This window comes from Rhodococcus sp. SB1D, from assembly GCF_048573875.1.
Classification (GTDB): domain Bacteria; phylum Actinomycetota; class Actinomycetes; order Mycobacteriales; family Mycobacteriaceae; genus Rhodococcus_F; species Rhodococcus_F qingshengii.
The window spans coordinates 1-22,751 of the sequence record NZ_JBMAIQ010000027.1; the positions used below are offsets into that span (position 1 = coordinate 1).

Below are 22,751 nucleotides of genomic sequence, written 5' to 3' on the forward strand. Positions count from 1 at the left end.
CAGGGTCTGGACGAGCTGAGCCGCTGTGAGGAGATGCGGCTCGAGATCGTTCAGGACGAGTTGGAGTGTCGGCAGGCGGGAGCCGTGTCGTGTCGTCGACTGTAAGTGTTCGGTATTTCGGAGTTCGTTGTCGTTCAAGAGCGCCTGCGGGGCAGGAACTAGCCGATAGTTTCGACTGTTACGCCGGTTGGAGCAGTCGGATCTCGTTGCCGTGCGGACTCGCCAAGACGTGCGATGCGGTTGGGACTCTTTTTCGGGTGGGGGTGGGTCTGGGGGATCGTGCCGGTCACCACCCACCACCGACCCCATATGCGCGGTCGCGCTTCCCGCTTCGGCAGTGAGTGCGCCCAGCTGCGTCGGCGGCCACGTCGTGCGCGGCGCTCCGCGTGATCGCGCCACGCTGGAAGTGAAGTGTTCGGTTGGTAACGGTTCACCTTCTCCGTAGACCAAACCTGATGGACTGTTTTAGGGTGGACCCAAGCTTGCGCTGTGCCCGCTAGAAGGATTCTTGGCGGGAGTCTAGACCGGCGTGAAGTTTGAGACCGTCAGTGACCTGCGAGGGCTTTGCGCAAAGAACAAGGAGAGAAGAAGCGGCGACCCGATCGAGACTCGGTGGTCGCCCAGATCTCTCGGCGCTATGCCGAGATCCTCACCGAGATCCAGTACCCGAAGGTCAACGGGGACAGCAGCACCCCGCCCTACCTTGACAACAATCTGGTTCCACATGTTCGCGGCCAGCACTTCAGGGAAGCCAGCAGCGGCGGTCAAGTTCTTGTCTCGCTGGCATGGATGCTCGCAATCTTTGAAATCGCGTATGAGACGAACAACGCCCATCCGGGATTCCTGATGATCGACACCCCACAGAAGAACCTCGGCGGCAAGGCGGATGACGCCGAGTTCGCCGACATCCATCTGGTCGAGGGCATGTACCAGCACATCGTGAACTGGCTTGAGAGCGCCGGCCGAGACGGGCAAGTGATCATCGTCGACAACACTCCACCGGACCTGTTCACCGAACACGTAGTCGTCCGCTACACGCGAGACCCCAGCACGCCTCCCTTCGGTCTCATCGAGAACGAGGTCGGCAGTCGGTGATGGACCCGGTCCGGTGGATGGTGTTGGTGGTGAAGTCGAATTCTGTGACGCCGCGGTCATCGGTGCGTCGTGATCGTGCGACGACGGTGCCGATGCGGTGGACGTCGAGGAGGTGGGCCAGAGCTTCGAGGGTGGTGGACAGTTCGTTTGCCATAGTATTTCGTCTCTTCTTGACTGCCGAGTTCGTCTACGGACCCCGATACAACAAGTGTCGTCCTCGCCCAATAGGCAAGGACGACACTTGTGGTATCGGTAGCGACTGTAAGTTAACGGCCTGAGAGGTTTTTGATCTCTCGTGCCGGTTCAGGTTCCGTTGTAGGCCACATCTGAATGAGATAGTCCTCGACGGGGTCACCGACGAGGGGGCCATCGTATTCGATGTCGCGGCCGCGGGCGTAGATCCGAACGCGGTAGCGGTGTTTACCTGGGGGAGTGAGGGTTTGGCCGGGAGTTTCGGGGATGGCCTGATCGAAGCCGCGAGAGTAGAAATGCCAGACAACGACGCCGCCGGGGTTGTCGTAGAACAAGTCCCCTTCGACGGCATCTTCCCATTCGGCATCAACGTACGGGGGCGGTGAGTCGTGAATTTCCAGTACGAGGTTGACCGGCCCTACCCGTATCCCGACTCCTACCCGGATGGATTGTCCGCCGAATACCGCAAGGGTGAATTCGGGATAGGCCCCGTCGGGGATGCTGTCGGACTGGACTGGGTCGATGTGGAATTGGTGGTAGTCCGTTTTGACCACCGATTGGAACCGTTCGACAAGCATCAGGACTCCTTTTCTACTCGCCCCTTGGGGATTGGCCCAAGGACGGGTGCTGAACCGGTTTGCGCCTTGAGGACGAACGCTTCTCCTTCTCCCACATCGACGCTGACTCGCCGGCCCCTGCCGGGCGGTATATGTCGTGCATCTGTGTTGCGTGGGGGGACGCGTCATTTTCCCATGTCAAAGGCTCAGACTGGGCGCTGGGTCTTCGGGTGTTGTGCCGGAGCTGTAGCCGGCCCGTGCAGCCGCGATCACGGCATGGGTGGGTTCGCTGGCGCGGGCGGCATTGATCGGCGGCGCCCATTGCTCCTCTCGCTCCAGTCAACGGGAATCTCGATCGGCAAAGGGGCCGGCCCTCGCCGCAGTGGGGAGGGACCGGCCCGATATGCCGTCAGCTTTCGTCTCAGGAGGGTGTGCTGTTTTCGGAATGTCGATGGCGGAGTGTGTATGTCAGGTTCAGAATTCCTGACAGTAGTAGTCCGCCGCCGATATAGCCGATGAAGACAGGCGAGAAGATTTCGTTGTCCAGGCGGTGGCTGTTCCACCACAAGAGCCCGAAAACTACTGCGGCCAAACCCAATGCGGTGGAAGCGACCTGAAAGGCCAGTCCGCGGGACGAGAGAACTGTGGAAAAGACCGCTGCCAGTCCTGAGAAGATGCAGAGGAAGATGAATACCGCGAACCAGGTACTCGAGCCGATCGCCTTCCCTGCAATCACAGCGGCGACGATACCGGCGGCGAGCAATGTCAACTCAGGGATCGGCTTTCGGTTGTCCGTATGGGAGGTCACTACTTAAATCCTATCGCCGAAGTGTTCAAGATCGAGTGGCGGGCTGTCTTCCTTTGCTCAGTTGTCGAGGTGACCTCCCCATTCGCTCGGGTGGCGAAGTACGACTACCTCGTAGTAGGACCGGGCAGTGGTCTTGCATGCATTGCGGGTCACGACGCTCCATCCTCCTGAGTACACGTTGTCGCATACGGTGAGAAGATCGTCTTTGAACTGACGGTTGCACTCGACATATGCGGCGGAATTGCCTTCGTTAGCTTCGTAACACATGTCGTGTCTCGCACAACCGCCACTGAAATCAGCATTTGTCCCAGGGGAAGGGAACTGGTCGGGAGAGCTCGTGCAGTAATCGTGCAAGCTTCCGAGGTCAGGATCGTAAATGTAGTTAGCAGGCACGCTGATTCCGCCGTCGTTCGACGAGCGTTGCGCCATTCCCGAGCCGCTCCCGTTAAGTACTTCCTCCAAATCGAAACCATTGTCAGCGGCATATCGTTCGAGGGCGTCCAGAAGTATCTGGTTGACCTGTTTTCCGACCAGCTCGGCAGAGCCGGCGTTGTCCAGGGTCTGCGTCAGGTTGATCTGACCTGTTTGGAAGTTCTGGACAACATCGCCAGCGGTATTGAGGTGTTCCCCGCTGCTGGGGTAGCCGTATTGGCCTGTCTCATATCCGGACAAAGACCACAGACCTTGGATCAACCCACCGATTTCGTGGGCACCGGTGGTTGGGTTCCAGTAGACGACGCCTCGCTCGAAGTGATTCATGCGGCCTTGACCGTCGGGCAGGATCGTTTCATCGGAGGTCGGGTAGCCGAGTAACCCGTCGTCGCCCTCAGCTCCGAGGCCGTTCCATTTGTCTCGAATTGCACCGCCGACGAAATAGGCTTCGTTCAACTTCCAGTAGACCGTGCCGCCCTGGAATTCCTGTCGCCGTCCCAATCCGTCCGAGTTCACGATCTCGTCGGTCGTCGGGTACTTCAGCGGTCCGGCTTCCCATCCGTTGCGTTGCCAGGCGGCGAAGAAGTGATTGGCCACTGGGTGGGCGCCGGATGCAGCGGACCAGTAGATCGGTCCGTTCTGAAATGTCTGGCGACGCCCGAATCCGTCTGGGTTGACCAATTCGTCTGAGGTCGGCCACAGCAGGAAGCTGAACTGGGCGCCTAACACGTTGTACTTGTCTCGAATCGCGCCGCAGACCCACTTGTCCGATGGCCAGTACTGCTGGCAATCCGGCCCAGGTGCAGGCCCTCGTGCCGCGGCACTTTGTCGTTGCTGGAGTTCGAACTCGCGCACCTCGGCCCGATCGGCATCCTCTTTGGTGAACGGTTCCGGCCATTCCTCTCGGTCGGAGCACATCTGACCGGGAATTATTGTGCTGTTGGGGTTTTCGGTAGGAAGGCCGCTGTAGGGGATCTTGGCACCCGGTGAGGGTGAAGTCGGGGCTTCTGACGATATGTCTCCCGTTTGTGGTGCAGTCACGCCGGTGGGAGTAGTCGAGGGTTCGCTCGTGGCCGTCTTGGTAGTCGTCTCGGCGCAGGGAGCTGATGTGGTCGTCGACGTGGTCGTCGGGACGGTGGTCGGGGATGTCGAGCGGCCGGTGGTCGGTGCGCATAGCTTTGGCGTGTCATCCTCGGGGGAGAGGTTCACAGTGCTGGTCGGCGCCGATGTGGGCGTGATGGAAGGCTGGTTCGGTGCCGGCTGGGCCAGGGCTGTACCCGCACCTGTCGCGCAAAGCAGCGCGGTCAAAGGACAGCGTGGCGAACGACAGGGCCCCGCGCGGTCTGCGCTTGCGGCGAGGTGGTGCAAAGTCATTGGAAAATCTCACGAGATACCCCTCTTTTCTCGAAGTCGCGGTGGACACCGCTCTTCGTAGTCTTGAAGAGAACCTCATCCTCCACAAAAGAAACATGCATCACTTTGGTAACGAAACTAACGACTTGCGAGTGCCCCAAAGCTTCGATAGACTGACCGACCGGTTTTTGGAATTCCGATGAAACGCAACAACTTTGACCGAACCGGCTCCGCGAAAGGGCAGTTGTCGCTGTGTGCATCTATGCGGCCAGGCAGATCTTGTCGCCCCATGTCAGCCGTGTCGGTGGCGACGCGCTCGCCTGAATCCACTGAAGAGAGCTCATGTCCAGGGCCGGCAGGTTGTTGGTCCACACGATGTGGAACTGCGGTGAATTGTTAGCGGGCATGTCGCGGCGTGTCCGTTGCAGGCCGCTGCACTTCGGGCGTATTCAACACCCCAAGTCGAGAGAGAAACCTGATTTCACGAAACGGATGTACTGGTGAAGGTGTTCATCGGGTGGGCGAGGAGATAGTCCAAGCCAGCCCTGATCGCAGAGACGGTTTCGCGAACTCTCTTCTGACTGTGAGCCGGTCGACGTGACCGTAGCGATCGCGTCGACCGGCGAGCTATTACTGCAGAGGGTTCGTTCGGTTCACGGCGGAGAATTCGGTCGACCTCGGGTCCGGAGACAACGAGTCGGGTGGGTTCGAACTTCATCACCTGGTGCGCAATCAGTTCCGGGGGCCTCCGAGTCGGTGGACAACCAGTGGGTGCACTACTGGTGCTGAGTCCGGATCCGGGTAGTTGCGGCGACATCGCCAAGATCGTGGACGACGAAATGAGCCGTTTCGGCGAGCGGCACCGTCGAAACCTCTCGTGACATTGCCGCCAGTCATTGCCCGCCGGCACCCGACTCGAACTACCGCCGAAGGCAGAGCGCTCCGAAGGAACTGTCAGTACCGATCTGCGCCTGCTCGTGGCGCAGTCCGTCGCAAACCTGCTCGGCACCGGCGACACCTCCCGTACGTTGTCCCGTGCCGAGCATGTGGTCATGTGTGATCGAAGAAATCTTGGCGGTGTACGCGAATTACGAACAGTGACAGTGGACGGGCGGGTTTGTACAGGGATTGCTACGCTGCCTCCAGCAATTCATGTATCTCGCTCTCGGTGATGTGGCGGGGTTGGCAGAAATCGTGTGGTCGAGCATTGCTCTCGAGCGCCGTGAAGCACTCGCCAACCTCAGCCTCGAACATCCACGCATTAACGTCCGACCACATTGGCTGAACGTCCACGGACCGACCATGTTGGAAGCCACGAAGAAGCACCATCTGGAAGGTATCGCCGCCAAAAATATTTCCTCAATCTACCAGCCCGGCAAGCGCTCTCGGGATTGGTTGAAGACCCCGTTGAGGGCTAATTGTGAGGCCGTACTCTGCGGATTCATCCCTGGATCGGGTGGCGCAGCAGGCGGAGTCGGTTCGCTGATCCTCGGCGCCCACGACGACTCAGGATTGCTTGTCCATGTCGGAAATGTTGGCACGGGCCTGACGGATCGACAGCGCCGCGAACTGCGAGCCAAGCTCGTCGAACTCGAACAGTCCATCAGCCCGTTCACCATCGAGCCGCCGAGAGTCGTGACCCGCAATGCATCCTGGTCAAGGCCATTTTTGGTGTGCGACGTGGAGTGCCGGGAGTTCACTGGCGGTAGCCTGCGGCACCCATCCTTTCGAGGGCTGCGCGACGACAAGACCGATGAGGTCAAAGTGCCATTATTCGATTCAGATGCAACATGACTCTCGATCTTTGGCCACTTGTTTCCCAGGAAACGACGCTATGAGGAATCGGATCGACCATGCGCCACCAGCTTGTTCAGGCACCGCCACACCTAAGCGCATCAATGTTGCAGCGGCTGCAACACTCATTTTCTCGTTTGAATGCAGCGATCACACTTTGGATTCTCGGATCGAAATGCGGTTCAGGACCCCGATAAACACTCGGAAGTTCCCGCCCCCCATGTCCCGTTGACGGAGGGCCGATCGACTGTACTTCGGTGTGACCAGTAACCGCTAGGCTGCGGCTATGACAGCCTGGATCGAAGTCCTTACGGCGCTGACTACCGCCCCGGACCTTCCCCTCCGAGGGACGATTCACGAGGTTCGTGTCGAGGGTGCTCCCGAGTCGTTCAGCGGTGGATTCGCCTACAGTGGACAACCTCCGATGATGGTGGTGCCGGGTCATGGATGCCGGGTCTGGCGGCAAGGCGACAAGATACGGGTCGAGAACATCGACGAAGAACCTGTTTTCATCAGTGATGGTGTTCGGGCTTGGGACTTCACCGGCCGTTCCGATCGACCCCGGGTCGGCTCATCTGATCGCGTCATTTATCTCGGTCCCAGCCAGTTCCTGCTCAGACGACGAAACGCGGCCGAATGGGCCGGTGACGACTTCGCTCAACCGGTTGGGGAGGTGGAGGTCGCCGAGTTCGTTGGACGGAATTGTTGGACCGTGCAACTCGCGCCACCTGACGGTAAGCCGTACCCGCTCCGCATCTGGGTCGATACCGAGTCCGGGCAGATGCTCGGCTACCGTGTCGATGAGGTTGGGGAGGGCTCACAGTTCATCGATGTCGTTATCGGCGAGCCCTTGGAAGAGACGTTGTTCGTTTGGGACGGCCCGGCCTACACGTCCGAGGAGCATCAGCAGTTGCTCCGCGACGAGCATCGAGCCAAGCAACGTCAGCAGGCGCAGTGGTTCACGGAGAACGTGGCGGATGTCCCGTTGAGGGTGCGCGTGCCCATCGATTTCACCCCGGAGGATATTCGTGCAACGGATTCCGGAGGTTTCGATGCATCCAACAGTGCAGCAATGCTTTCCCGCCGCTCGCGCAGCGCCGAAGGATGGGAGCCGAAATGGGGTGTGCCCCATTATGTCTGGTCGACCCAGCTGTGGGACTGGGCGGCAGGGACGATTCACGCCGATCTGGACAGCGCAGCGGTTGACGAACTCCAACAGAGTTTGCATCCAGGCGAACCGGTAGATCGCGGCCGAAGAATAGATCCTCCCGGGCGTGGACGAATCTAGTCCATCCTTGGTCCGGGTGCCTTAGCCCGTGATCGAGGTGTCCATTCCGGGGCGGAATACTGCACGTTTCGAATATTGCACATCCGCCAGTCAACCTGCCCGGACGTCACTGACCACGAACATGACGAGCAAGCAGCGCCGAAACAGATGCATCAATGTTGCATCTGATGCAACCTTCACTCAGCTGATTGACGGCCTCGTCCCTTTCGCGATCTCGACGGGCCTTGCCCGGGTTGATGTGGAGCTGAACACCCGCGATCCGGGCTAGGCTGCGGGCGTGTCGAGAGCAGTGTGGTGGGTCTCTGTCGGGGCTGCGTTGGCCTTCACCGTGTGGGTCGGTGCCTCATGGACGATGGCTGAGGTGTCGTTGGGGTGCTCGAAGACCGGCGAGAGCGGATCCTCCTTCCGGTGCGATGACCACATCGTCCACGTGTTAGGTGTCTGGCCGGTGATCTGCCTGGGACTACTGCTCGCATCACCGCCTGTGGTGGCCGCATTGGCAATGCGAAAGTGGGTCTCGTGGTTGGCTGTCGCCGCACTCGTTGGTTTGTCCATCGCCGGGTTGGCGAACTGGAGCTCTTTTTGGGGATCTCTTCTCTTCGCTGTTCCTCTGGCAGCCCTTGGGTTGGTCGCCGCCGCAACGCAGAAGGCCATCCCGCGCCCGGGTACACCACTGAGAGGTTCGGCAGCGGCTGCGTAGACGCGCGCCGAAGCCGCCTCTGGGCGAGCCAATCGTCAGACATGCCCTAGCTGGGGGGCTGATGTGAGAGGTAGTGCCGATTAGAAGCAGACCAGGCGGTACGTTTAGGGTGAGGGGGTGACGGCTGCACCTCAAATCGATTGTGACAGCGCAACGTCGACGCGTTCGTCGACCAGGCCCCGTCGACGGTGGCGTAAGGCATTGTCAATTGCCGCAGTGGCCGTGCTTGTCATCTTGACTGCTGGTGCCTGGGCAGCAAACGAATACGGGCCTCGACACGGTTTCTATTTGTTCGCTCCATCGCCGGAGAGGTATGCCGAGCTCGCCTTGGACGTGATGGACGGTGGCTACTACGCATCAGGCCCGCAATGGGATGAAGAACGGGCACGCGTGCACGCTATCGCCGTAGGCGCATCGAGCATTGCTGAATTGCATGAACCGCTGGCGGCAGCGGCGAAGGTTGCGGGAGGAAAACACTCGTTCTTCCTCGACCCGACCAAGGCTGAACGATCCAACACCCGAGGGCTGAACGATCCAACACCCGAGCCGCGACTGAGTTCAACGCCCCGACAGTCACGAGCGCCGACGGAGTCACCACGGTGACAGTTCCCGCCGTGGGCCCCGTGTCGAGCGAAATGCAGCAGCGCTACGCCCACGCCGCAGCTGACGGTATTGCAGGCGCAGCCGCCACCACGTGCGCCCGGATTGTCGACCTTCGCGGAAACACCGGCGGGACAATGTATCCGATGCTGACCGGTCTGGCTACGCTCCTCCCGAACGGGACCGCAATGACCTTCCGTACCCGTGAGGCGGTGGACATCGCCGACGACGGAGCCGGTATCGACGACGTTGTAGTTCCGATTGAAGGGATGCCGAAAGTCGCCGGTCAACCCATAGCCGTTTTGCAGGATGGGGATACAGCGTCGAGTGGAGAAGCGGTCTTGACCGCATTTCGCGGACTCGACAACGTCCGTTCCTTCGGCTCCGACAGTGCCGGGTACTCATCCGCGAACTCAGTGCACCCTCTTTACGATGGTGTCCGCCTCGTGCTCACGACAAAGTGTGTACGTCGACCGGGATGGTAGGAGCTTCGACGAGCAACCGATCGAGCCCAATTCGCGGACTGCACCAGAGGAAACTATCGATGCCGCTCGGCAATGGCCGCACGACAACGGATGTAACCGATAAGTTCGTCACTTGGTGGACTGCAAACGGAGGGTCGCAATGCTCGGAATTGCTGCTGCGCGGGAGGGTGCCCCACGTTTCGTGACGGTGTTGACGGCTTGCGGGCTGGCGTGTCTGCTTGCCGGTTGTGGGCCGGAGCCACAAGTAATCGAGCCGGGATACGAGTCGCTGTCGAGGTGCGACGTGCAGTCGGAGATTCCGGTGGAAGCATTGGATCAAGTCATGCTGCACGATTGCGACGCGGAAGGTGTGAGGATTAGGTTGCCCGACGATTGGGGTGTCGTCGAAGTCGGCCCGGTAGGTACGACCACCTCCAATAGTGATTCGGACAAGGACGGCGAGGTCACAAATATCAACTGGGGAACTGAAGGGGTCGGGGTGACCTTTCGTGACGGCGACGATCGACGAATCTGGGGTAGCACGGAAGCCGCCCGCCGAAAGCAGACTGCCGGTACTCGGTAGCCCGGCGCCCGAATTCGCCAAAACATCGACGCTCCATTGCCGCGCAGCGCGATCGAGACTGCAACGAGCAGTGGAGAGGGTGGCTGGGCAAGAGGTCGCCGCATCGGCGGTCGGTTGACGCAACGGATTGATCTGGATGTTGAGCTGCGAGAGTTGAATTTCTCGATCGGGGTGGGTGATGTCGCCACCGGCACGCAGGGGTGATTGCTCTTGTGCCAGGCGTCGTGCCGTTTCTCGGCAATGGCTTCGGGTCAGCTCCGCTTACGGTTCGCGATCTCGTCGGAGAGCTGCTGCACGTGGGCGGGGTCCGCGTCCCGGGCGAGGGCGACGTAGTGGTCTGCGGGCGCGCTCAGCCGGTGCACCTGTCTGTCCGGCACGTGTTCGGTGCGCTCACGTCCTCTGCACTCGGACCGCGATCTCGAGCACCGAGAATCACTCGTCGATCTTCGGCCCTGTAGGCGCGTATGGAGCGAATCCATACGCGGATACATAACTCACTGCGAGTACCGCGGCCAAGACAAAGAGGGTTCCAGGGAACCCCGCACCTTGCGGTGACAACTCGCCTGAAGCGGCGATCGCCCAGATGAATGCGCCCGCGACAATCAAAAGGACGGCCACAGTCGAACACAATGCAAATCGGTGCTTCCACGAGCGGTGGCTACGCGCTGGCCACACACGTGCAGTGGCCAGCGCGTACCGTCCGCCAGCGACCGCACCCAACCCGACGGCCAGTCCTACTACCGCGCCGATGATTGCGGGCAGCAAAAATCCGGTGGGACCGACAACTGGAACCATGATGGCAGCGCCCGTAGTTGCTCCGAGCATCGCGGCCGTAGACAACTCTCTACCCACCCAGTCCATGGAACCAACTAGAACACACAACGCCTGTTGCGGACACGCCCGAGATGACTACACCTGTCGGCGGGCTTGCGGACGCCTGATCGCTCCCAAGTGAATACCGCACGTTTCGAATACTGCACATCCGCCAGTCGACCTTCCCGGGGCCACGAGAGCGGCGATACTGCGCCGCAGCTTGACTGTTTCGATGTTCATGTGTCACCAATCTGCCGAGAAGGGGTCGAACAGGGGTATGGGATCCCACACGCGGTGCAACCGGCGATCCCTGATGACTGACCAGCCGGAGTCACGTCCGCATGGGGAGTGGTCGGTAGGTGGGGAGCGTCGTGCCGATGTCGGTTGCCCAGTCGCAGTGGGCGGAGGGACGGAACGGCTGTCTCGTGTTGAGGGGCCGGTCTGCGTGCTTCAGGTAGAGGTGTGGGTGTCTACCGGTGGGGGTGTTGGGCGATCAAGTAGTGGCAGGTGTTGTCGAGGATGTAGGAGCCGTCGTCTCGCCGGTAGGGTGCGATCGATTCGGTGATCGTTTCCTGTACGTGGGCCAGCCCGCAGTGCTCGATGGCGCGCGCTGCGGGGCCGGTGGAGAGCAGTCCTCGAAGTGCGGTGTCGAGGTCGCAGTATTCCCAGGGGCACGGGATAACTCTGGTCGGGGACCGGTGTAGCCCGGCAGCGGCGACGGTGGCGCCGAGTGCGTCGAGATCTGTTGCGTCGATACCGATTGCGGTCAGGGACGAGTCGGGTGGCATCAGCGCGCCGAGGTCGACGAGGTAGGTGATGGCATCGCATTCGTCGGGTGGTCCCCATGTGGCCAGGACCAGGCGTCCGCCGGGGCGCAGCACCCGAATTGCTTCTCTGATCGCCTGAGCTGGGTTGTGCGCGAAATGGAGGCTGTTGAAGGCGGTCACTGCGTGGAAAGTGTGGTCGGGGAAGGGGAGATGTTCCATGTCGCCGACCCGGAAGTCCCCGTCCGGGGTGTGTCGGCGGGCGATGGCGATGAGCGGAACACAGGCATCGATTCCGGCGGCGACTGCGCCGCGCTCTCGGGTGAGGGCACTGAAAGTTCCCTCACCGCAACCGATGTCGAGAATAGCCTCGCCGTGGTGCATCTGCAGTTCGTCGAGGACGGCGATCGAGGCGGGGGTGATCGTTCGCTGTTGGATGTGCGCCCAGTCGTCGGCGCGGACGCCCCACAGGCCGTCGTCGATCTCGGTCGTGTCCATTGTTGCGCTCCCGGAGTGGTTTTCGGGTTGCTGCTTTGCCGCAGGACTCGTTCGGCGTGTGGTTGCGTTCAACCTCCAGCTACCGCGGTGTAGAAGGCGATTCGATCGTCGTGGCCCAGTGGCAGGGAAGCATCCGGATTCTGGAGGAGGTTGTCGTTGAGCACGATTCGGTGGGCTTGACGTAGTTGGCCGGTGTTGTCGAGGAGGATTCGTTTGATATCGGGTATCTGGGTGGTCAACGAGGTCAGGGCGTCGTCGAGGGTCGTGGCGGGAAGGGTCACCGTGCGGGTGGAGGCTGCGCGTTGCAGAATGCCGCTGAATTCGAAAATCATGGGGTTCTCCGTTCGTTCGGACCTTGGCGGTGCGGGAGGGACTGGGGCCGGTTCAGGCAACCGTGGGTGAGAGCAGATTTTCCGGACGGCGGCCGTGGGTGACGGCGACAGCGTCTGTGTTCGAGCCTGCTCGGGCGACGACTCCGGCGCCGAGGTTGATTTCGAGGATGTCCTGGGTGCCTGCGGCGAGGGACAATCCGGCGAAGTCGCGCATGTATCGGCCCAGGTGAGGTGATTCGTAGAAGGCGAAGCCGCCCAGGATTCCGAGTGCTCGTTCGAGTACGAATCGGATCTGGTTGACGGCGAAGACTTTCGCTGCCGAGACCACGGGGTCGAAGAGAGGTTCGGTGTGCCCTTCCGTGACGCGGCTCAGGGCGTGGTAAAGCGTTGCGCGGGCGGATTCGATCGCGATGTACATCTGCCCCAGCGACGCTTGGACGTTCTTCAGGTCGGTGACTGGTTCGCCGTATCGGGTCGTTCCCGCCAGTTGTATTGCGCATTCGTCGAGGACCGCCTGCGCGCGCCCCAGTGGTGCGCACGCGATCCACAGGCGTTGGTTACCAAGAAATCGTTGGGCGTGGGTGAGCCCGTCGGTGGCAGCGAGGATGCGCTCGCGCGGGAGTTCGACATCGGTGAAGGTGACGGACGAGGCCCCTGCTGTTCGCATTCCCATCGGCGCTGCGGGTGTCACCGTGACGCCCGGATCGTCGGTCTGGACCAAGAAGGCTTGCATATCGCCGAATTCGTCGAGCGCGTACGTCAGGAAATAGTCGCTCATCTGGCCGCCGGTGATATACGACTTGTAACCGTTGAGGACGTAACCGTCCCCTTTTCGGCGGATTTCTGTGCGAAATGAAAACGCGTCAGCGTTTTCGGTGTATGCGATACCCGCGCCGCACCGTCCGTCCGCGAGTGGTTGCGCATACCGGTCGATCAAATCCTCGCGGCCGGATTCGCATATCAGGCGGGCGATATCGACTTGATGGTTGATGATCAACGGTAACGCGGAATCCTTGCACAGATAGCCGATGTGTTCGAGGGTCATTCCCCAGGTCAAGGCATCGGCTTCTTCTCCGCCTACCCGCAGCGGAAGCGAAAAGGCCTGTAAGCCCGTCGAACCGGTCACCGTCATCAAATGTTCAGGTGGAGGCTGTCTGGCCTCGTCACGCTCGACCACTGTGTCACTGATCTCCGTCAGGAGGCTGCCCCATCGGGATTGGACCATATCGGCAATTTCCGCTCTGCGCGAAACGACATCGATCACGGACTTCACTCCAGTCTGGTGGTGTGCGTGCACGCGGAAACAATTCCGATCACGCTGATCGTATGTCCCGATTTATCGATGAGCAATACCCGAAATATCGGTGGATGGCAGTTATTTTTCGGTGACTTTTTATGGTTATCAACTGGTGATCTTTTCGGCGTGGCAATGCTTTTCGCCGATTCCGGGAAATTGTGCAGAATTTGACGAACCGTGTTTCGATAAGGGAATGTCGAGGCGAGGAGCGCCGCAGGTGAATGAAATTTTGTGTGTTTACTTGTTACCTGCAGTCTCGGCAATTCGTCCATTCCGGTGACAGAAATCAGCCTTTTTCCGACCATTTCGGTGACAACGAACATTCACTCGAGGAGTCCGGACGTGTCCGTGCACGCACCCCTTCCGCCGCTGGTTGCACCGGCCGCGAACCTGACCGTCGACGAGATCGCCCGATACAGCCGCCACTTGATCATTCCCGATGTCGGCGTCGACGGGCAGAAACGACTCAAGAACGCCAAGGTGCTGGTCATCGGGGCCGGGGGGCTCGGTTCGCCCGCGCTGCTCTATCTCGCAGCGGCCGGTGTCGGGACGCTGGGGATCGTCGAGTTCGACGACGTCGACCTGTCCAATCTGCAACGCCAGATCATCCACGGCGAATCCGACGTGGGCCGCCCGAAGGCGGAAAGCGCCAAAGAGTCCATCGCAGAGATCAATTCGGACATCGTGGTCCGCTTGCACACTGTGCGCCTCGAATCGGACAATGCCGTAGACATCTTCTCCGGCTACGACCTGATCGTGGACGGCACAGACAACTTCGCGACCCGCTACCTCGTCAACGACGCTGCAGTCCTGGCGCACAAACCGTACGTGTGGGGTTCGATCTACCGCTTTCAAGGGCAGGTGTCGGTGTTCTGGGAGGACGCTCCCGACGGCCGCGGCCTCAACTACCGCGACCTGTACCCGGTGCCGCCGCCGCCGGGGATGGTGCCTTCGTGCGCCGAGGGCGGCGTCCTCGGGGTCTTGTGCGCGTCGGTCGGGTCGATCATGGTCACCGAAGCGATCAAACTGATCACCGGTATCGGCGACTCGCTACTGGGCCGTCTGGTTGTCTACGACGCGCTCGAGCTGAGCTACCGCACTGTCGCCTTGTGTCGGAACCCTGATCGTGAGCCGATCACCGAACTCGTCGATTACGTACAATTCTGCGGCGTCGTCTCCGACGAAACCCGAAGCGCTGCAGTCGGTGGAACCATCACCGCGACCGAACTCAAAGCCTTGATGGACTCTGGTAGTGATTTCGAGTTGATCGATGTCCGTGAACCGGTCGAATGGGAGATCGTCCGGATCGACGGTGCCACCTTGATCCCGAAGGATCGGCTCCTGTCCGGGGAAGCGCTCGCCGAGCTACCGCAGAATCGGCCGATCGTGTTGCACTGCAAGACCGGTATCCGGTCCGCGGAAGTGCTCGCCTTCCTCCACAACGCCGGATTCACAGATGCGACACACCTGCAAGGCGGTGTCATCGCCTGGGCTCAGCAGATCGACACAACGCTCCCGATCTACTGACCCTTCCCCTACACCGGGCGGAGGGCATTGCAAAGTATCCACTGTTTGGCGGCACGTGGTACTTGCTGTTCTCGGTTACCAGGAGCTAGTGCGGCGTTTACCTCAACTACGGTGCGGTGCATGGTAATACCTTTGACATCGGTCAAGGGGTACGCGGAGCGGTTGTCGAGATGAGGTCGCGGATGGCGGCCTCGGCGTTCTGTGGCGTTACGATCCCGATCAGGGCGCGGTAGATGATTCCGTCTGCGGCGGAGAGCAGGATGCGGGCTCGGTTTCGGTCCCCGTCGAGAAGAGTGGTGGCGAGGTCCTCGGTACCACGCAGCGCCTCGCTGACGATCGCTTTGAGGTCCGGGTCGGTGATGGACTCTGCGAGGTAGGCGTACCAGACTTTCGAGCCGAGCTGCTGCGGCTCGTCGCGCGGGATCGCGTGGATAAGGAGGGTGAGGAGGCCGTCGCGGGGGTCGTCCGGGATCGGGTGCGCCCGCTCGGCGACTGCGAGAAATGAGGTCAGTGCGTGCTGGACAATCGCGTCTCGTGTGGGGAAGTAATGCTGTACACGGCCCATCGAGATGTTGCCGCGTGCCGCAATCGAACGGAGTGTCACGGCGGCGATTCCGTCCTCGGCGACGATCTCCCAGACGATCGTGTCGATCTCGGTGCGGCGCTCCGCGTGATTGACCTGTTTCGGCATCCACCGATCTTAACAATGCAAGTGCATCGAAATCGGGTTACGATGCGGGTGCATTGGAAAAGAGGTCAACTATGGGTCGACGACCGAGAGCGGCGATTACACTCGCCGCGATCGCGTGCTCAGCTGCTGCCGGGTCCTACTTGGTGAGGGACCCGAGCCCTGTCGGATACTGGCGGTCGGCGTCGGCACGTGCGACGTATCTGGCGCGGTATGACCTCGCATTCAGGGAATGCCCCGAGGCCACTGAAATGCGAGATGTGCGAACTGAGTTCGGTATCGTGCGTGTCTACCGGTACGGGATCTCCAGGGCCGGAGTGGTGCCGGTGGTCCTGGTGCCCGGCAGGTCGTCCGGGGCACCGATGTGGGCCGACACGCTCAGTAGGCTCGGCAACCGGGAGGCGTATGCGATTGATGCGCTCGGCGATGCGGGTAAGAGCGTGCAGGACAGGCCGCTCGGCGGAGCGGGCGACCAGGCTGCCTGGCTCGACGAAGCGCTCACGGGCCTAGGGCTCACCCGTGTGCACCTGATCGGGCATTCCTTCGGCGGCTGGAGCGCCGCGAATCTCGCCTCGCGTCACCCAGAACGGGTCGCGACTCTGACGCTGTGGGAGCCGATTCTGGTTTTGGCTGGCCTGCGCTGGCAGATGTACGTCGCCACACTGCCATCGGCCTTACCGTTCTTGCCCGAGTCGTGGCGGCGCAAGGGGCTTGAGTCCATCGGCGGCGTGAAGGAGGGGAAAGTGATCACGAGCCCTGTCGCGGCGATGATCGACGCGGGCGCGGCCGGCTACCGCGCCGCGCTGCCGACACCCGTGCAGTTCGACGATGCGGCGCTTGCGCGGCTTTCGATGCCGACATTCGTCGGGCTCGGCGCGCAGAGTGCGGTCACTGACGCGGAGGCTGCCGCGCGGACGGCCCGCACGCTGCCGAATGCAACGGTCCGCGTGTGGCCGGGTGGAACCCACTCGCTGCCCATGCAGTACCCGGACGAACTGCATGCGATGTGGGAGGCACTGGTTGTCCGTGAACGAGAGCGCGGGTTCTAGTCATCGTTGCAGCAGTTGAGGCTGCTTGAGATTGGCGATGACTCGGATAGGTCTGTGGGAGTGCAGTCTTGGTCAGCTCGGCGGGGCAGGCGATGGCGTTCGATGGATTCGGTCACGGTACTCATGGGGTTCGGGCTACCCGCGCTGTCGGTCACTGCACAGCAGGTGATCCGGAGGGTGCCGCGGTGGGGAGTGTGTCATGGGCAGACGGGGGAGAGTATTTCGTAGATGCGCCGTACATCCGTTTCGTTCGGTTCGGTGCCGTCGTGGGAGGCCAATGATCGGATCTCGGTGGCGATGCGTTGTTCTTCGAAGCCGTGGGCGATGTCTTCGCACGAGCGCACGGCGATAGTTTCGATGCTGGAGTCCTCGCGCTCGCGTGCCAGTTCCGGGAACTGGGTGCGGAAGCCTACGACGAACGCGGCGAGTTTCGCTTCGTCGAGACGGTGCGGCTCGGTCGATGCAGCTGCGGACGTTGAGGTGGGTGTGGTCGTGGTTGTTTCGGTGATCATTCCGGTGGGCGGTGTCATCGGCCGATCGAGCCCGCTCGTGGCGTCCTGAGTGGAGGCGCTGCCGCAGGCGATCGATGCGATGGCCGCGCCGGCCAGGGCGGCCACGGCCCAGATTTTGTTCATCATGAGGCTCCTTGCCCGCAGTGCTGCCGGGCGGTGAGCGGCGATGATCTCCAGCGGAGAGTGACTGGTGAGGTCGCGTCGCCACGCCCGGAACGTACACGGTCCGTACGTGTCGGCATGTCGTAAGACATCGAAACGGAAAATTCGTTGAGGTCAGCTGTTTCGGAGAGCAGGCGAACCGACGTGCGTGACCAGCGTGCTGGTGGGCGCCGGTTCGCGACTCACCGGAACCGCCGCACGAGGGAGTTACCTCGAGGCCGGTGGGCTGAAACATCGTTGGTGAGAGCGCTACCGCGAATGCGCGGCGGCATGGTTGTGATGAACCGTTTTCGTGGGTACACCGATCCGAACGACTACGGATCGGACGGGAGAGTACACGGTGCAGGCCGTCAGACGCGGGATGAGCGATCAGGACCTGGTCTCCGAGCGTTGCCGGCTGGAGGGTCTGAATGAGATGAGCCGCTGTGAGGAGGTTCGGTTCGAGATCGTGCAGGACGAGTTGGATCGTCGATCGAGGCGCCCATTCCACGTGGTGACCTGTCGATCGGGCCTCGCATTTCCGTTTGCTCTGTGCTACTGCGATGACAAGTCGCTGATCTGATCCGGTGGGCAAGGGCGTCTGCTCGTTCTTGCATAGGTGAGATGTCGACCGTTACGAGATGTGAACGTACGCGCGCGGTGTCTGCCCGTTTGGTCCGCTGCGATTGCAATCGCCCGTCGTCCAACCTGTTCGACAGCAGAAACAACCTTCGCGGCACCGGCTGCGTGGTGTCGGTACGTCAAATCGATATCCGCACCACGAAATGCCAACTCCCCGGCAACCGCAGCACCAATTCCCCGGTGCTGATGGTGGTGGGGCGTGGGCGGTCGTTCGTGATGCGGGGTGTTGCGGTGGAAGACATCCCCATGCCGTTGACGTTTTGTGGTCGGGGTGGGTTTGCGTTGGCGGTGTGTGGGATATCTCCGGGGTGCGGCACTGGGAACACTCGAAGAGGATTTCAGGACGCCGCGCAGACGACCTGCCTTCCGGCTGTCCACTCGCCGGGGGTGGGTCATCCTCGAAAGGGGCATCCCGGCACGGGCAGTGCCGGGATGCGCATCGGGTTCGCCGGCGTCGGCGCTCACACCTCGGCGCCGGCGGCCCCCTAGGTTCGGGTTGCCGGTGCGGCGGGGACGCGGCATCGGCGGTGTGGGTTTGGTAGTGGTGTGTTCGGGCATTCGTGAGTTGTTGACAAGTGGAGATCGGGGTTTTGCCCATTTTCGTCGTGTGCCGTCACGGTCTCGTGGGAGTGCGTGTGAGGTGTGGGATGGATGTCGTACGAAGCGCTGCTGTCGGTGATGGGTGGTTTCCTCCGCTCGATGCGGCTGCCGAAGCGTTGCAGGATCTGTATCGGGTGTTGAATCCGGCCGGTCACATCGAGAAGTATCTGAACCGGTTGTGTGAGCATGCGGTGGAGTTGATCGAGGATGCGGACATGGCGGGGGTGACGGTTCTCGATGAGGAGGGTGCTGCGTCGACGGCGGCGCGCACGTCCCGTGAGGTGGCCATGGTGGACGAGCTGCAGTATCGGTCGTGGGAGGGGCCGTGTATCGAGGCCGCGGAGAGCGAGCAGATCGTGGTGGCGGACCGCACGACTGCCAGTGAGCGGTGGCCGGGTCTGGCTTCTGAGGCCCGGCGATTCGGGGTGCAGAGTTTCCTGTCGATTCCGTTGCCTGCGCTCGAGCCCGGGGTGCGTGTGGGTGCGGTGAACGTGTACGGCAGTCGTGCGGACGGATTCGCTCGTTCTGAGGTGGCGTTGATGAATTTGTTCACCACTGCCGCTGGGTATGCGATCGGCAGTACCGAACGTTATCGAGGTGCCCGGCAGTTGGCTCTGCAGCTCGAGCGTGCTCTCGATTCGCGGGCGGTGATCGATCAGGCGAAGGGGGTGTTGATGGCGGTGCACGGTGTCGATGCGGATGGGGCGTTCGCGATGTTGGTCGAGACGTCTCAACGCACCAACACGAAACTGCGGGCGGTGGCAGAGGATCTGCTGGCGAGTGTGCGCATCACCGAGAGATGACGAGGCCCCGCGAACGCGGCGATGGTGAGCTCTCCCGCCTATCGACGGCACGCCGCTTCGTGCCGTCGCAGCGTTCTGACCGGTCGATCGGAAGCTCTATGTGCGTTCGTCGTCGGCTGACATGATCATCTGACGTGCAACGTCCAGTAAATCCCGCGACTGATGACGTGCTGAAGCCTGGAGTTCGGAAAGCGCGGTCTGGGGGTCTGTATTGCGGCGGATCATCAAGATTCCGACTGCGCGTTCGATGTCGGCACGTGAGGTGATTCCTCGGCGCAGGGCGTTGGCGGCATGTTCGAGTCGATGGTCTGTTGCGATGGCGTCGAGCCCCGCTCCCAGATATTCGGCGATGACGACGACGAGATCGCGGTCCCGGTCCGTCTCTGCCACCGCTGAATGCGAGTACAGGTTCAGTGACCCGACCGGCTCGTTGTAGTTGAACAGTGGTATCGCGAGAAAACCTTCCAATCCGGCGTTGCGCGCAGCAATGCCGAGAGTTGGCCACCGTGTGCCTAATTGTTTGACCGACATTCGGACCGACCGGCCCGTGCGCGATGCTGACAGGCAGGGTCCGTCACCGAGGAGATATTGCGTGCGATCGAATTCTTCTACACGTTCATCGGTAGGGGCGAGGGTGAACGGTTCGCTGTCCAGGGATGCCGTGACACCGGCGTGATCAACACCGACAACCAACTCGACGGCGGCGATCGTGCATCGAATCATCAACTCCACGACTCGATCCGGGGAATCAGCCGGTATGGAGAGAGATTGTTCGAGGCGATCGATGAGTCGCGGCTCGCGACCTTGTGCTCGTACGAAGGCGGCCGACGGTCGCGCGCGCGGATGAGAACTGTCGAAGTTCATGATTTCTTGCCCGATCCGCGCGGTGGAAGTGGTCCACCAACGAAAAGTGGCACCGACGCGGCCGACTCGGCCGCGCGCCTGAGAAGTACCTCTATTCGGTAATCTCGACTTTACGCCGGATCGGAGTGACCAGGCGCCGTGTGTGCCCCGTGAAGGCGACTGAGGAGGTGCGTCCTGTGAATGCAGATCCGAGAGGAAGTCAGGACACACCCGAATTTCCCGACGAATCCGAAAGTGAGAGAGGGCGCCGCGCATCAGTCGAGTTGCCGATGACCGCGAAACTGTGTCGACAGTGTTTGAGGCTGGCGAAAGTTCACGGGGCGGCGATCACAGTGCTCAGCAGCTCTTCGTCGAGGGAATTGATGTACGCGACGGACTCGGTGGCACAACATCTCGACGAACTACAGTTCACCGGCGGTGACGGTCCGTGCGTTGATGCATTTACAACTGAGCGACCGATGTTCTGCAACGACACTTCCAGTGATTCCGCCAATGACATCTGGCCGGGGTTTGCCAGCGAGGCAGACAAAGCCGGTGTCGGATCGGTGTTCGCCTTTCCGCTCAGGGGCGGAGGTGATGTCTTCGGTGTGCTCGAACTGTACCGTCTCGATCCCATTGGCCTCGACGACGAGCAGATCGAATTGGCGACTGCGAGTGCCGCTGCGATTTCGATGGCGATTCTTGCCGAACTTCCTGTCACCGGTGATCTGGACGCCGGGATGCTCGTCAATGCCTTTCACCGACCCGAGGTGAACCAGGCAGTCGGGATGATCGCGATCCAACTTCGTGTCTCGGTCGAAGAGTCGCTTTCTCGGCTTCGAGCCGCCGCGTACTCCTCGGGGAGGCCGATTTGGGAGATCGCCGCAGATGTCGTGAATCGGCGGATCCGATTCGCACACGGTGGTGACGACGGATGACATCTGATTCGGAAAGATCGCGCAATGTCTCTGCAGTACTTGACGATGGGAGCCCAGGATGAACACCCCCGCAATACAATTGAGCATTGCCGAGGTGACTCATCTTCTCACCACCGACTTCGATTCCCTGCGTGTACTCGAGACGATCGTTGAGCGATCGAGACAGAATCTGAGCGGTGTGTGGTGCGTCCTCGTCGTGCGAAACGGGGAGCAAGGTTATCTCGATGTGTTGGTGGAGTCGGCAAATGCCGAGTTCGTTCCCGACCGGACTCTTGCCATATCGGGTCCGGCTGCGCTGAGCGCTGAGAGCGGAGCGGTTGTGATGGTCGACAGCTTCAAAGACGTGGGGGAGCGGTGGCGGAAATTCGGTCGCTCAGGACTCGAACATGGGCTGGGCGGGTGCCGCTGCTTTCCGATGAGGTTGGGTCGGACATCGCTCGGATCACTCGTGGTCTTCACTCACGATTCGTGGCACAGCGCTGAGCGTAGTAATGCATACGGGCAGTCGATGGCAGATTTGGCCGCTCTGACTCTGTCCACGGACAGTCGTCAAGATCGTCATTCGCAGGTGGTGACGGCGGTCAAGAAGCTGATCGCGGTCCGCGGCGACGTGGAACAGGCAGTCGGCATGATCGCCGAACTCGACGGTATTTCGATCGAACTCGCAACTGCACGGCTGGCGGAGAACGCGCGGCGACGAGGGATCAGCGCCGCGGCGTACTCGTCGTTGGTGCTGGCGAACCCGGATGCCCGGTGAGGTAGAGCCTCCTGCGTGGTACGAGCATGAAGTGATCCTTACCGGGAAGTTTTCGTATCGTATGCACTCTCAGACCCGGTCGTGCAGTCGTTCCCGAAAGAGCTGTTAGACAACGTATTCGGATGCAGTGATGCCTCGGGTCGGCAGGGCGTTCCCTGCCCGGTTGGTGTAGTGCACCAGTCGGACAGGGAACCTCAGCGTTCGTCGTCGAGCGGGGCGGGTGTCGATTGTTCGAGCAGATCTCCCTCGGGAGCCGGCCATGGGGTGTCGAGTTCCGTGGTGAGGGCTTCGAGGTCGACGGCATCCACTGCATTCGGGTCGGCTGGGATGGTTTGTTCGAGGTAGTCGGTGTCGGGTGTCGCGTCGAGGGCTGAGCGAATGCGGTTGTCTTCCATGGCGGTGGCCCTTTCTCTGTCGGGCGATCACGGACGTTTCTCTGTGTCGTGTGTGTTTTTCCGGCGTAGGTGGGCGTTGTCTGCGCGTAGCCGGGTGTTGTCGCGGCGTAGTAGGGCGGTGCTGTCTTCGAGTTCGAGGACTCGTTTGATGCCGACGAGGTTGATGCCGTCGGCGATGAGTTCTGTGATGCGGCCCAGACGAGTAAGGTCCTCGTCGTTGTAGCGGCGGGTACCGCCGCGGGTGCGGGCGGGGGTGATCAGGCCGTACTGTTCGTAGAGTCGCAGC

General features: G+C 61.3%; 27 protein-coding genes. 12 read left to right on the forward strand and 15 right to left on the reverse strand.

What is annotated here, in order from left to right; translation table 11 throughout:
* Positions 1–612: 612 nt before the first annotated feature.
* Positions 613–1,095: a hypothetical protein gene (locus tag ACN50D_RS30770; RefSeq protein WP_212634156.1), complete on the forward strand. Its 483-nt coding sequence runs from the start codon at positions 613–615 to the stop codon at positions 1,093–1,095.
* On the opposite strand, the gene ACN50D_RS30775 is transcribed toward ACN50D_RS30770, so the two are convergent.
* From ACN50D_RS30775 to ACN50D_RS30795, 5 genes are all read right to left on the reverse strand, one after another.
* On the reverse strand, positions 1,067–1,249 hold the full coding sequence (locus tag ACN50D_RS30775; protein WP_212634157.1) for a hypothetical protein: 183 nt from the start codon (positions 1,247–1,249) through the stop codon (positions 1,067–1,069). The genes ACN50D_RS30770 and ACN50D_RS30775 overlap by 29 nt on opposite strands.
* A gap of 112 nt (positions 1,250–1,361) precedes the next feature.
* Positions 1,362–1,865, reverse strand: a complete 504-nt coding sequence (locus tag ACN50D_RS30780) for a hypothetical protein (protein WP_212634158.1) — start codon at positions 1,863–1,865, stop codon at positions 1,362–1,364.
* 400 nt (positions 1,866–2,265) lie between these two features.
* Positions 2,266–2,652, reverse strand: coding sequence for a hypothetical protein (locus ACN50D_RS30785; RefSeq protein WP_064689828.1), 387 nt, complete (start codon positions 2,650–2,652; stop codon positions 2,266–2,268).
* Between the two features lie 57 nt (positions 2,653–2,709).
* The gene (locus ACN50D_RS30790; protein ID WP_212634159.1) at positions 2,710–4,002 is read right to left on the reverse strand and encodes a phospholipase A2; all 1,293 of its coding nucleotides are present in this window, start codon (positions 4,000–4,002) and stop codon (positions 2,710–2,712) included.
* Positions 4,003–4,697: 695 nt separating this feature from the next.
* Complete coding sequence (locus tag ACN50D_RS30795; protein ID WP_212634160.1) at positions 4,698–4,844, reverse strand: hypothetical protein; 147 nt, start codon at positions 4,842–4,844, stop codon at positions 4,698–4,700.
* 895 nt (positions 4,845–5,739) lie between these two features.
* Here ACN50D_RS30795 and ACN50D_RS30800 point away from each other — a divergent pair.
* The 6 genes from ACN50D_RS30800 to ACN50D_RS30825 all read left to right on the forward strand — a co-directional run bounded on the left by ACN50D_RS30800 (position 5,740) and on the right by ACN50D_RS30825 (position 9,866).
* Positions 5,740–6,231: a hypothetical protein gene (locus tag ACN50D_RS30800; RefSeq protein ID WP_249343313.1), complete on the forward strand. Its 492-nt coding sequence runs from the start codon at positions 5,740–5,742 to the stop codon at positions 6,229–6,231.
* Between the two features lie 286 nt (positions 6,232–6,517).
* Positions 6,518–7,519 (forward strand): LolA family protein, encoded by a 1,002-nt coding sequence (locus ACN50D_RS30805; protein ID WP_212634161.1) that lies wholly within the window; start codon positions 6,518–6,520, stop codon positions 7,517–7,519.
* A 277-nt stretch (positions 7,520–7,796) separates the two neighbouring features.
* A complete protein-coding gene (locus tag ACN50D_RS30810; RefSeq protein ID WP_307850590.1) occupies positions 7,797–8,219 on the forward strand; it encodes an ABC transporter permease in 423 nt (140 codons plus the stop codon).
* Between the two features lie 117 nt (positions 8,220–8,336).
* Positions 8,337–8,822 carry a hypothetical protein gene (locus tag ACN50D_RS30815; RefSeq protein ID WP_212634162.1) on the forward strand — a complete coding sequence of 162 codons (486 nt, stop codon included), beginning with the start codon at positions 8,337–8,339 and terminating at the stop codon, positions 8,820–8,822.
* Positions 8,819–9,304, forward strand: a complete 486-nt coding sequence (locus tag ACN50D_RS30820; protein ID WP_212634163.1) for a S41 family peptidase — start codon at positions 8,819–8,821, stop codon at positions 9,302–9,304. Before ACN50D_RS30815 ends, ACN50D_RS30820 begins: the two co-directional genes overlap by 4 nt.
* A gap of 139 nt (positions 9,305–9,443) precedes the next feature.
* Positions 9,444–9,866 (forward strand): hypothetical protein, encoded by a 423-nt coding sequence (locus ACN50D_RS30825; RefSeq protein ID WP_212634164.1) that lies wholly within the window; start codon positions 9,444–9,446, stop codon positions 9,864–9,866.
* 432 nt (positions 9,867–10,298) lie between these two features.
* Here the strand turns inward: ACN50D_RS30825 and ACN50D_RS30830 are convergent, their stop codons facing one another.
* From ACN50D_RS30830 to ACN50D_RS30850, 5 genes are all read right to left on the reverse strand, one after another.
* Positions 10,299–10,727 (reverse strand): hypothetical protein, encoded by a 429-nt coding sequence (locus ACN50D_RS30830; RefSeq protein ID WP_212634165.1) that lies wholly within the window; start codon positions 10,725–10,727, stop codon positions 10,299–10,301.
* A 422-nt stretch (positions 10,728–11,149) separates the two neighbouring features.
* On the reverse strand, positions 11,150–11,941 hold the full coding sequence (locus ACN50D_RS30835; protein ID WP_212634166.1) for a class I SAM-dependent methyltransferase: 792 nt from the start codon (positions 11,939–11,941) through the stop codon (positions 11,150–11,152).
* Between the two features lie 68 nt (positions 11,942–12,009).
* Positions 12,010–12,273 carry a MoaD/ThiS family protein gene (locus ACN50D_RS30840; protein WP_212634167.1) on the reverse strand — a complete coding sequence of 88 codons (264 nt, stop codon included), beginning with the start codon at positions 12,271–12,273 and terminating at the stop codon, positions 12,010–12,012.
* Between the two features lie 52 nt (positions 12,274–12,325).
* Entirely contained in the window at positions 12,326–13,498 is a 1,173-nt protein-coding gene (locus ACN50D_RS30845; RefSeq protein ID WP_212634168.1) for an acyl-CoA dehydrogenase family protein, read from the reverse strand.
* Between the two features lie 44 nt (positions 13,499–13,542).
* On the reverse strand, positions 13,543–13,893 hold the full coding sequence (locus ACN50D_RS30850; RefSeq protein WP_212634169.1) for a hypothetical protein: 351 nt from the start codon (positions 13,891–13,893) through the stop codon (positions 13,543–13,545).
* A 25-nt stretch (positions 13,894–13,918) separates the two neighbouring features.
* Here ACN50D_RS30850 and moeZ point away from each other — a divergent pair, with 25 nt between their 5' ends.
* Positions 13,919–15,097, forward strand: coding sequence for an adenylyltransferase/sulfurtransferase MoeZ (gene moeZ, locus ACN50D_RS30855; protein WP_212634177.1), 1,179 nt, complete (start codon positions 13,919–13,921; stop codon positions 15,095–15,097).
* Between the two features lie 142 nt (positions 15,098–15,239).
* Here moeZ and ACN50D_RS30860 read toward each other — a convergent pair whose 3' ends face one another.
* Entirely contained in the window at positions 15,240–15,788 is a 549-nt protein-coding gene (locus tag ACN50D_RS30860) for a TetR/AcrR family transcriptional regulator (protein ID WP_212634170.1), read from the reverse strand.
* A gap of 71 nt (positions 15,789–15,859) precedes the next feature.
* Here ACN50D_RS30860 and ACN50D_RS30865 point away from each other — a divergent pair, with 71 nt between their 5' ends.
* Positions 15,860–16,834 (forward strand): alpha/beta fold hydrolase, encoded by a 975-nt coding sequence (locus ACN50D_RS30865; protein ID WP_419970248.1) that lies wholly within the window; start codon positions 15,860–15,862, stop codon positions 16,832–16,834.
* A 197-nt stretch (positions 16,835–17,031) separates the two neighbouring features.
* Here ACN50D_RS30865 and ACN50D_RS30870 read toward each other — a convergent pair whose 3' ends face one another.
* Complete coding sequence (locus ACN50D_RS30870) at positions 17,032–17,451, reverse strand: hypothetical protein (protein ID WP_212634172.1); 420 nt, start codon at positions 17,449–17,451, stop codon at positions 17,032–17,034.
* Between the two features lie 1,325 nt (positions 17,452–18,776).
* On the opposite strand from ACN50D_RS30870, the gene ACN50D_RS30875 reads away from it, so the two are divergent.
* A complete protein-coding gene (locus ACN50D_RS30875) occupies positions 18,777–19,532 on the forward strand; it encodes a GAF and ANTAR domain-containing protein (protein ID WP_212634173.1) in 756 nt (251 codons plus the stop codon).
* A 96-nt stretch (positions 19,533–19,628) separates the two neighbouring features.
* Here ACN50D_RS30875 and ACN50D_RS30880 read toward each other — a convergent pair whose 3' ends face one another.
* Positions 19,629–20,396: a GAF and ANTAR domain-containing protein gene (locus ACN50D_RS30880; RefSeq protein ID WP_212634174.1), complete on the reverse strand. Its 768-nt coding sequence runs from the start codon at positions 20,394–20,396 to the stop codon at positions 19,629–19,631.
* A 269-nt stretch (positions 20,397–20,665) separates the two neighbouring features.
* Between ACN50D_RS30880 and ACN50D_RS30885 the strand changes: the two genes are divergently transcribed.
* Both ACN50D_RS30885 and ACN50D_RS30890 read left to right on the forward strand, forming a co-directional pair.
* On the forward strand, positions 20,666–21,313 hold the full coding sequence (locus tag ACN50D_RS30885) for a GAF and ANTAR domain-containing protein (protein ID WP_212634175.1): 648 nt from the start codon (positions 20,666–20,668) through the stop codon (positions 21,311–21,313).
* 58 nt (positions 21,314–21,371) lie between these two features.
* Positions 21,372–22,070 (forward strand): GAF domain-containing protein, encoded by a 699-nt coding sequence (locus ACN50D_RS30890; RefSeq protein ID WP_042445280.1) that lies wholly within the window; start codon positions 21,372–21,374, stop codon positions 22,068–22,070.
* Between the two features lie 194 nt (positions 22,071–22,264).
* Here ACN50D_RS30890 and ACN50D_RS30895 read toward each other — a convergent pair whose 3' ends face one another.
* Positions 22,265–22,465: a hypothetical protein gene (locus tag ACN50D_RS30895; protein ID WP_042445278.1), complete on the reverse strand. Its 201-nt coding sequence runs from the start codon at positions 22,463–22,465 to the stop codon at positions 22,265–22,267.
* A gap of 27 nt (positions 22,466–22,492) precedes the next feature.
* A partial coding sequence (locus ACN50D_RS30900; protein ID WP_419970249.1) for a MerR family transcriptional regulator occupies positions 22,493–22,751 on the reverse strand: 259 nt, incomplete at its 5' end.

What these genes read in the sequence shown, in the direction of transcription:
- ACN50D_RS30775 (WP_212634157.1), bottom strand. Translation starts at nt 1,249, where the DNA reads ATGGCAAACGAACTGTCCACCACCCTCGAAGCTCTGGCCCACCTCCTC.
- ACN50D_RS30780 (WP_212634158.1), bottom strand. Translation starts at nt 1,865, where the DNA reads ATGCTTGTCGAACGGTTCCAATCGGTGGTCAAAACGGACTACCACCAA.
- ACN50D_RS30790 (WP_212634159.1), bottom strand. Translation starts at nt 4,002, where the DNA reads ATGTGCTCCGACCGAGAGGAATGGCCGGAACCGTTCACCAAAGAGGAT.
- ACN50D_RS30795 (WP_212634160.1), bottom strand. Translation starts at nt 4,844, where the DNA reads ATGCCCGCTAACAATTCACCGCAGTTCCACATCGTGTGGACCAACAAC.
- ACN50D_RS30800 (WP_249343313.1), top strand. Translation starts at nt 5,740, where the DNA reads ATGTTGGAAGCCACGAAGAAGCACCATCTGGAAGGTATCGCCGCCAAA.
- ACN50D_RS30805 (WP_212634161.1), top strand. Translation starts at nt 6,518, where the DNA reads ATGACAGCCTGGATCGAAGTCCTTACGGCGCTGACTACCGCCCCGGAC.
- ACN50D_RS30825 (WP_212634164.1), top strand. Translation starts at nt 9,444, where the DNA reads ATGCTCGGAATTGCTGCTGCGCGGGAGGGTGCCCCACGTTTCGTGACG.
- ACN50D_RS30830 (WP_212634165.1), bottom strand. Translation starts at nt 10,727, where the DNA reads ATGGACTGGGTGGGTAGAGAGTTGTCTACGGCCGCGATGCTCGGAGCA.
- ACN50D_RS30835 (WP_212634166.1), bottom strand. Translation starts at nt 11,941, where the DNA reads ATGGACACGACCGAGATCGACGACGGCCTGTGGGGCGTCCGCGCCGAC.
- ACN50D_RS30840 (WP_212634167.1), bottom strand. Translation starts at nt 12,273, where the DNA reads ATGATTTTCGAATTCAGCGGCATTCTGCAACGCGCAGCCTCCACCCGC.
- ACN50D_RS30845 (WP_212634168.1), bottom strand. Translation starts at nt 13,498, where the DNA reads ATGGTCCAATCCCGATGGGGCAGCCTCCTGACGGAGATCAGTGACACA.
- ACN50D_RS30850 (WP_212634169.1), bottom strand. Translation starts at nt 13,893, where the DNA reads ATGTTCGTTGTCACCGAAATGGTCGGAAAAAGGCTGATTTCTGTCACC.
- ACN50D_RS30860 (WP_212634170.1), bottom strand. Translation starts at nt 15,788, where the DNA reads ATGCCGAAACAGGTCAATCACGCGGAGCGCCGCACCGAGATCGACACG.
- ACN50D_RS30865 (WP_419970248.1), top strand. Translation starts at nt 15,860, where the DNA reads ATGGGTCGACGACCGAGAGCGGCGATTACACTCGCCGCGATCGCGTGC.
- ACN50D_RS30875 (WP_212634173.1), top strand. Translation starts at nt 18,777, where the DNA reads ATGGATGTCGTACGAAGCGCTGCTGTCGGTGATGGGTGGTTTCCTCCG.
- ACN50D_RS30880 (WP_212634174.1), bottom strand. Translation starts at nt 20,396, where the DNA reads ATGAACTTCGACAGTTCTCATCCGCGCGCGCGACCGTCGGCCGCCTTC.
- ACN50D_RS30885 (WP_212634175.1), top strand. Translation starts at nt 20,666, where the DNA reads ATGACCGCGAAACTGTGTCGACAGTGTTTGAGGCTGGCGAAAGTTCAC.
- ACN50D_RS30890 (WP_042445280.1), top strand. Translation starts at nt 21,372, where the DNA reads ATGAACACCCCCGCAATACAATTGAGCATTGCCGAGGTGACTCATCTT.
- ACN50D_RS30895 (WP_042445278.1), bottom strand. Translation starts at nt 22,465, where the DNA reads ATGGAAGACAACCGCATTCGCTCAGCCCTCGACGCGACACCCGACACC.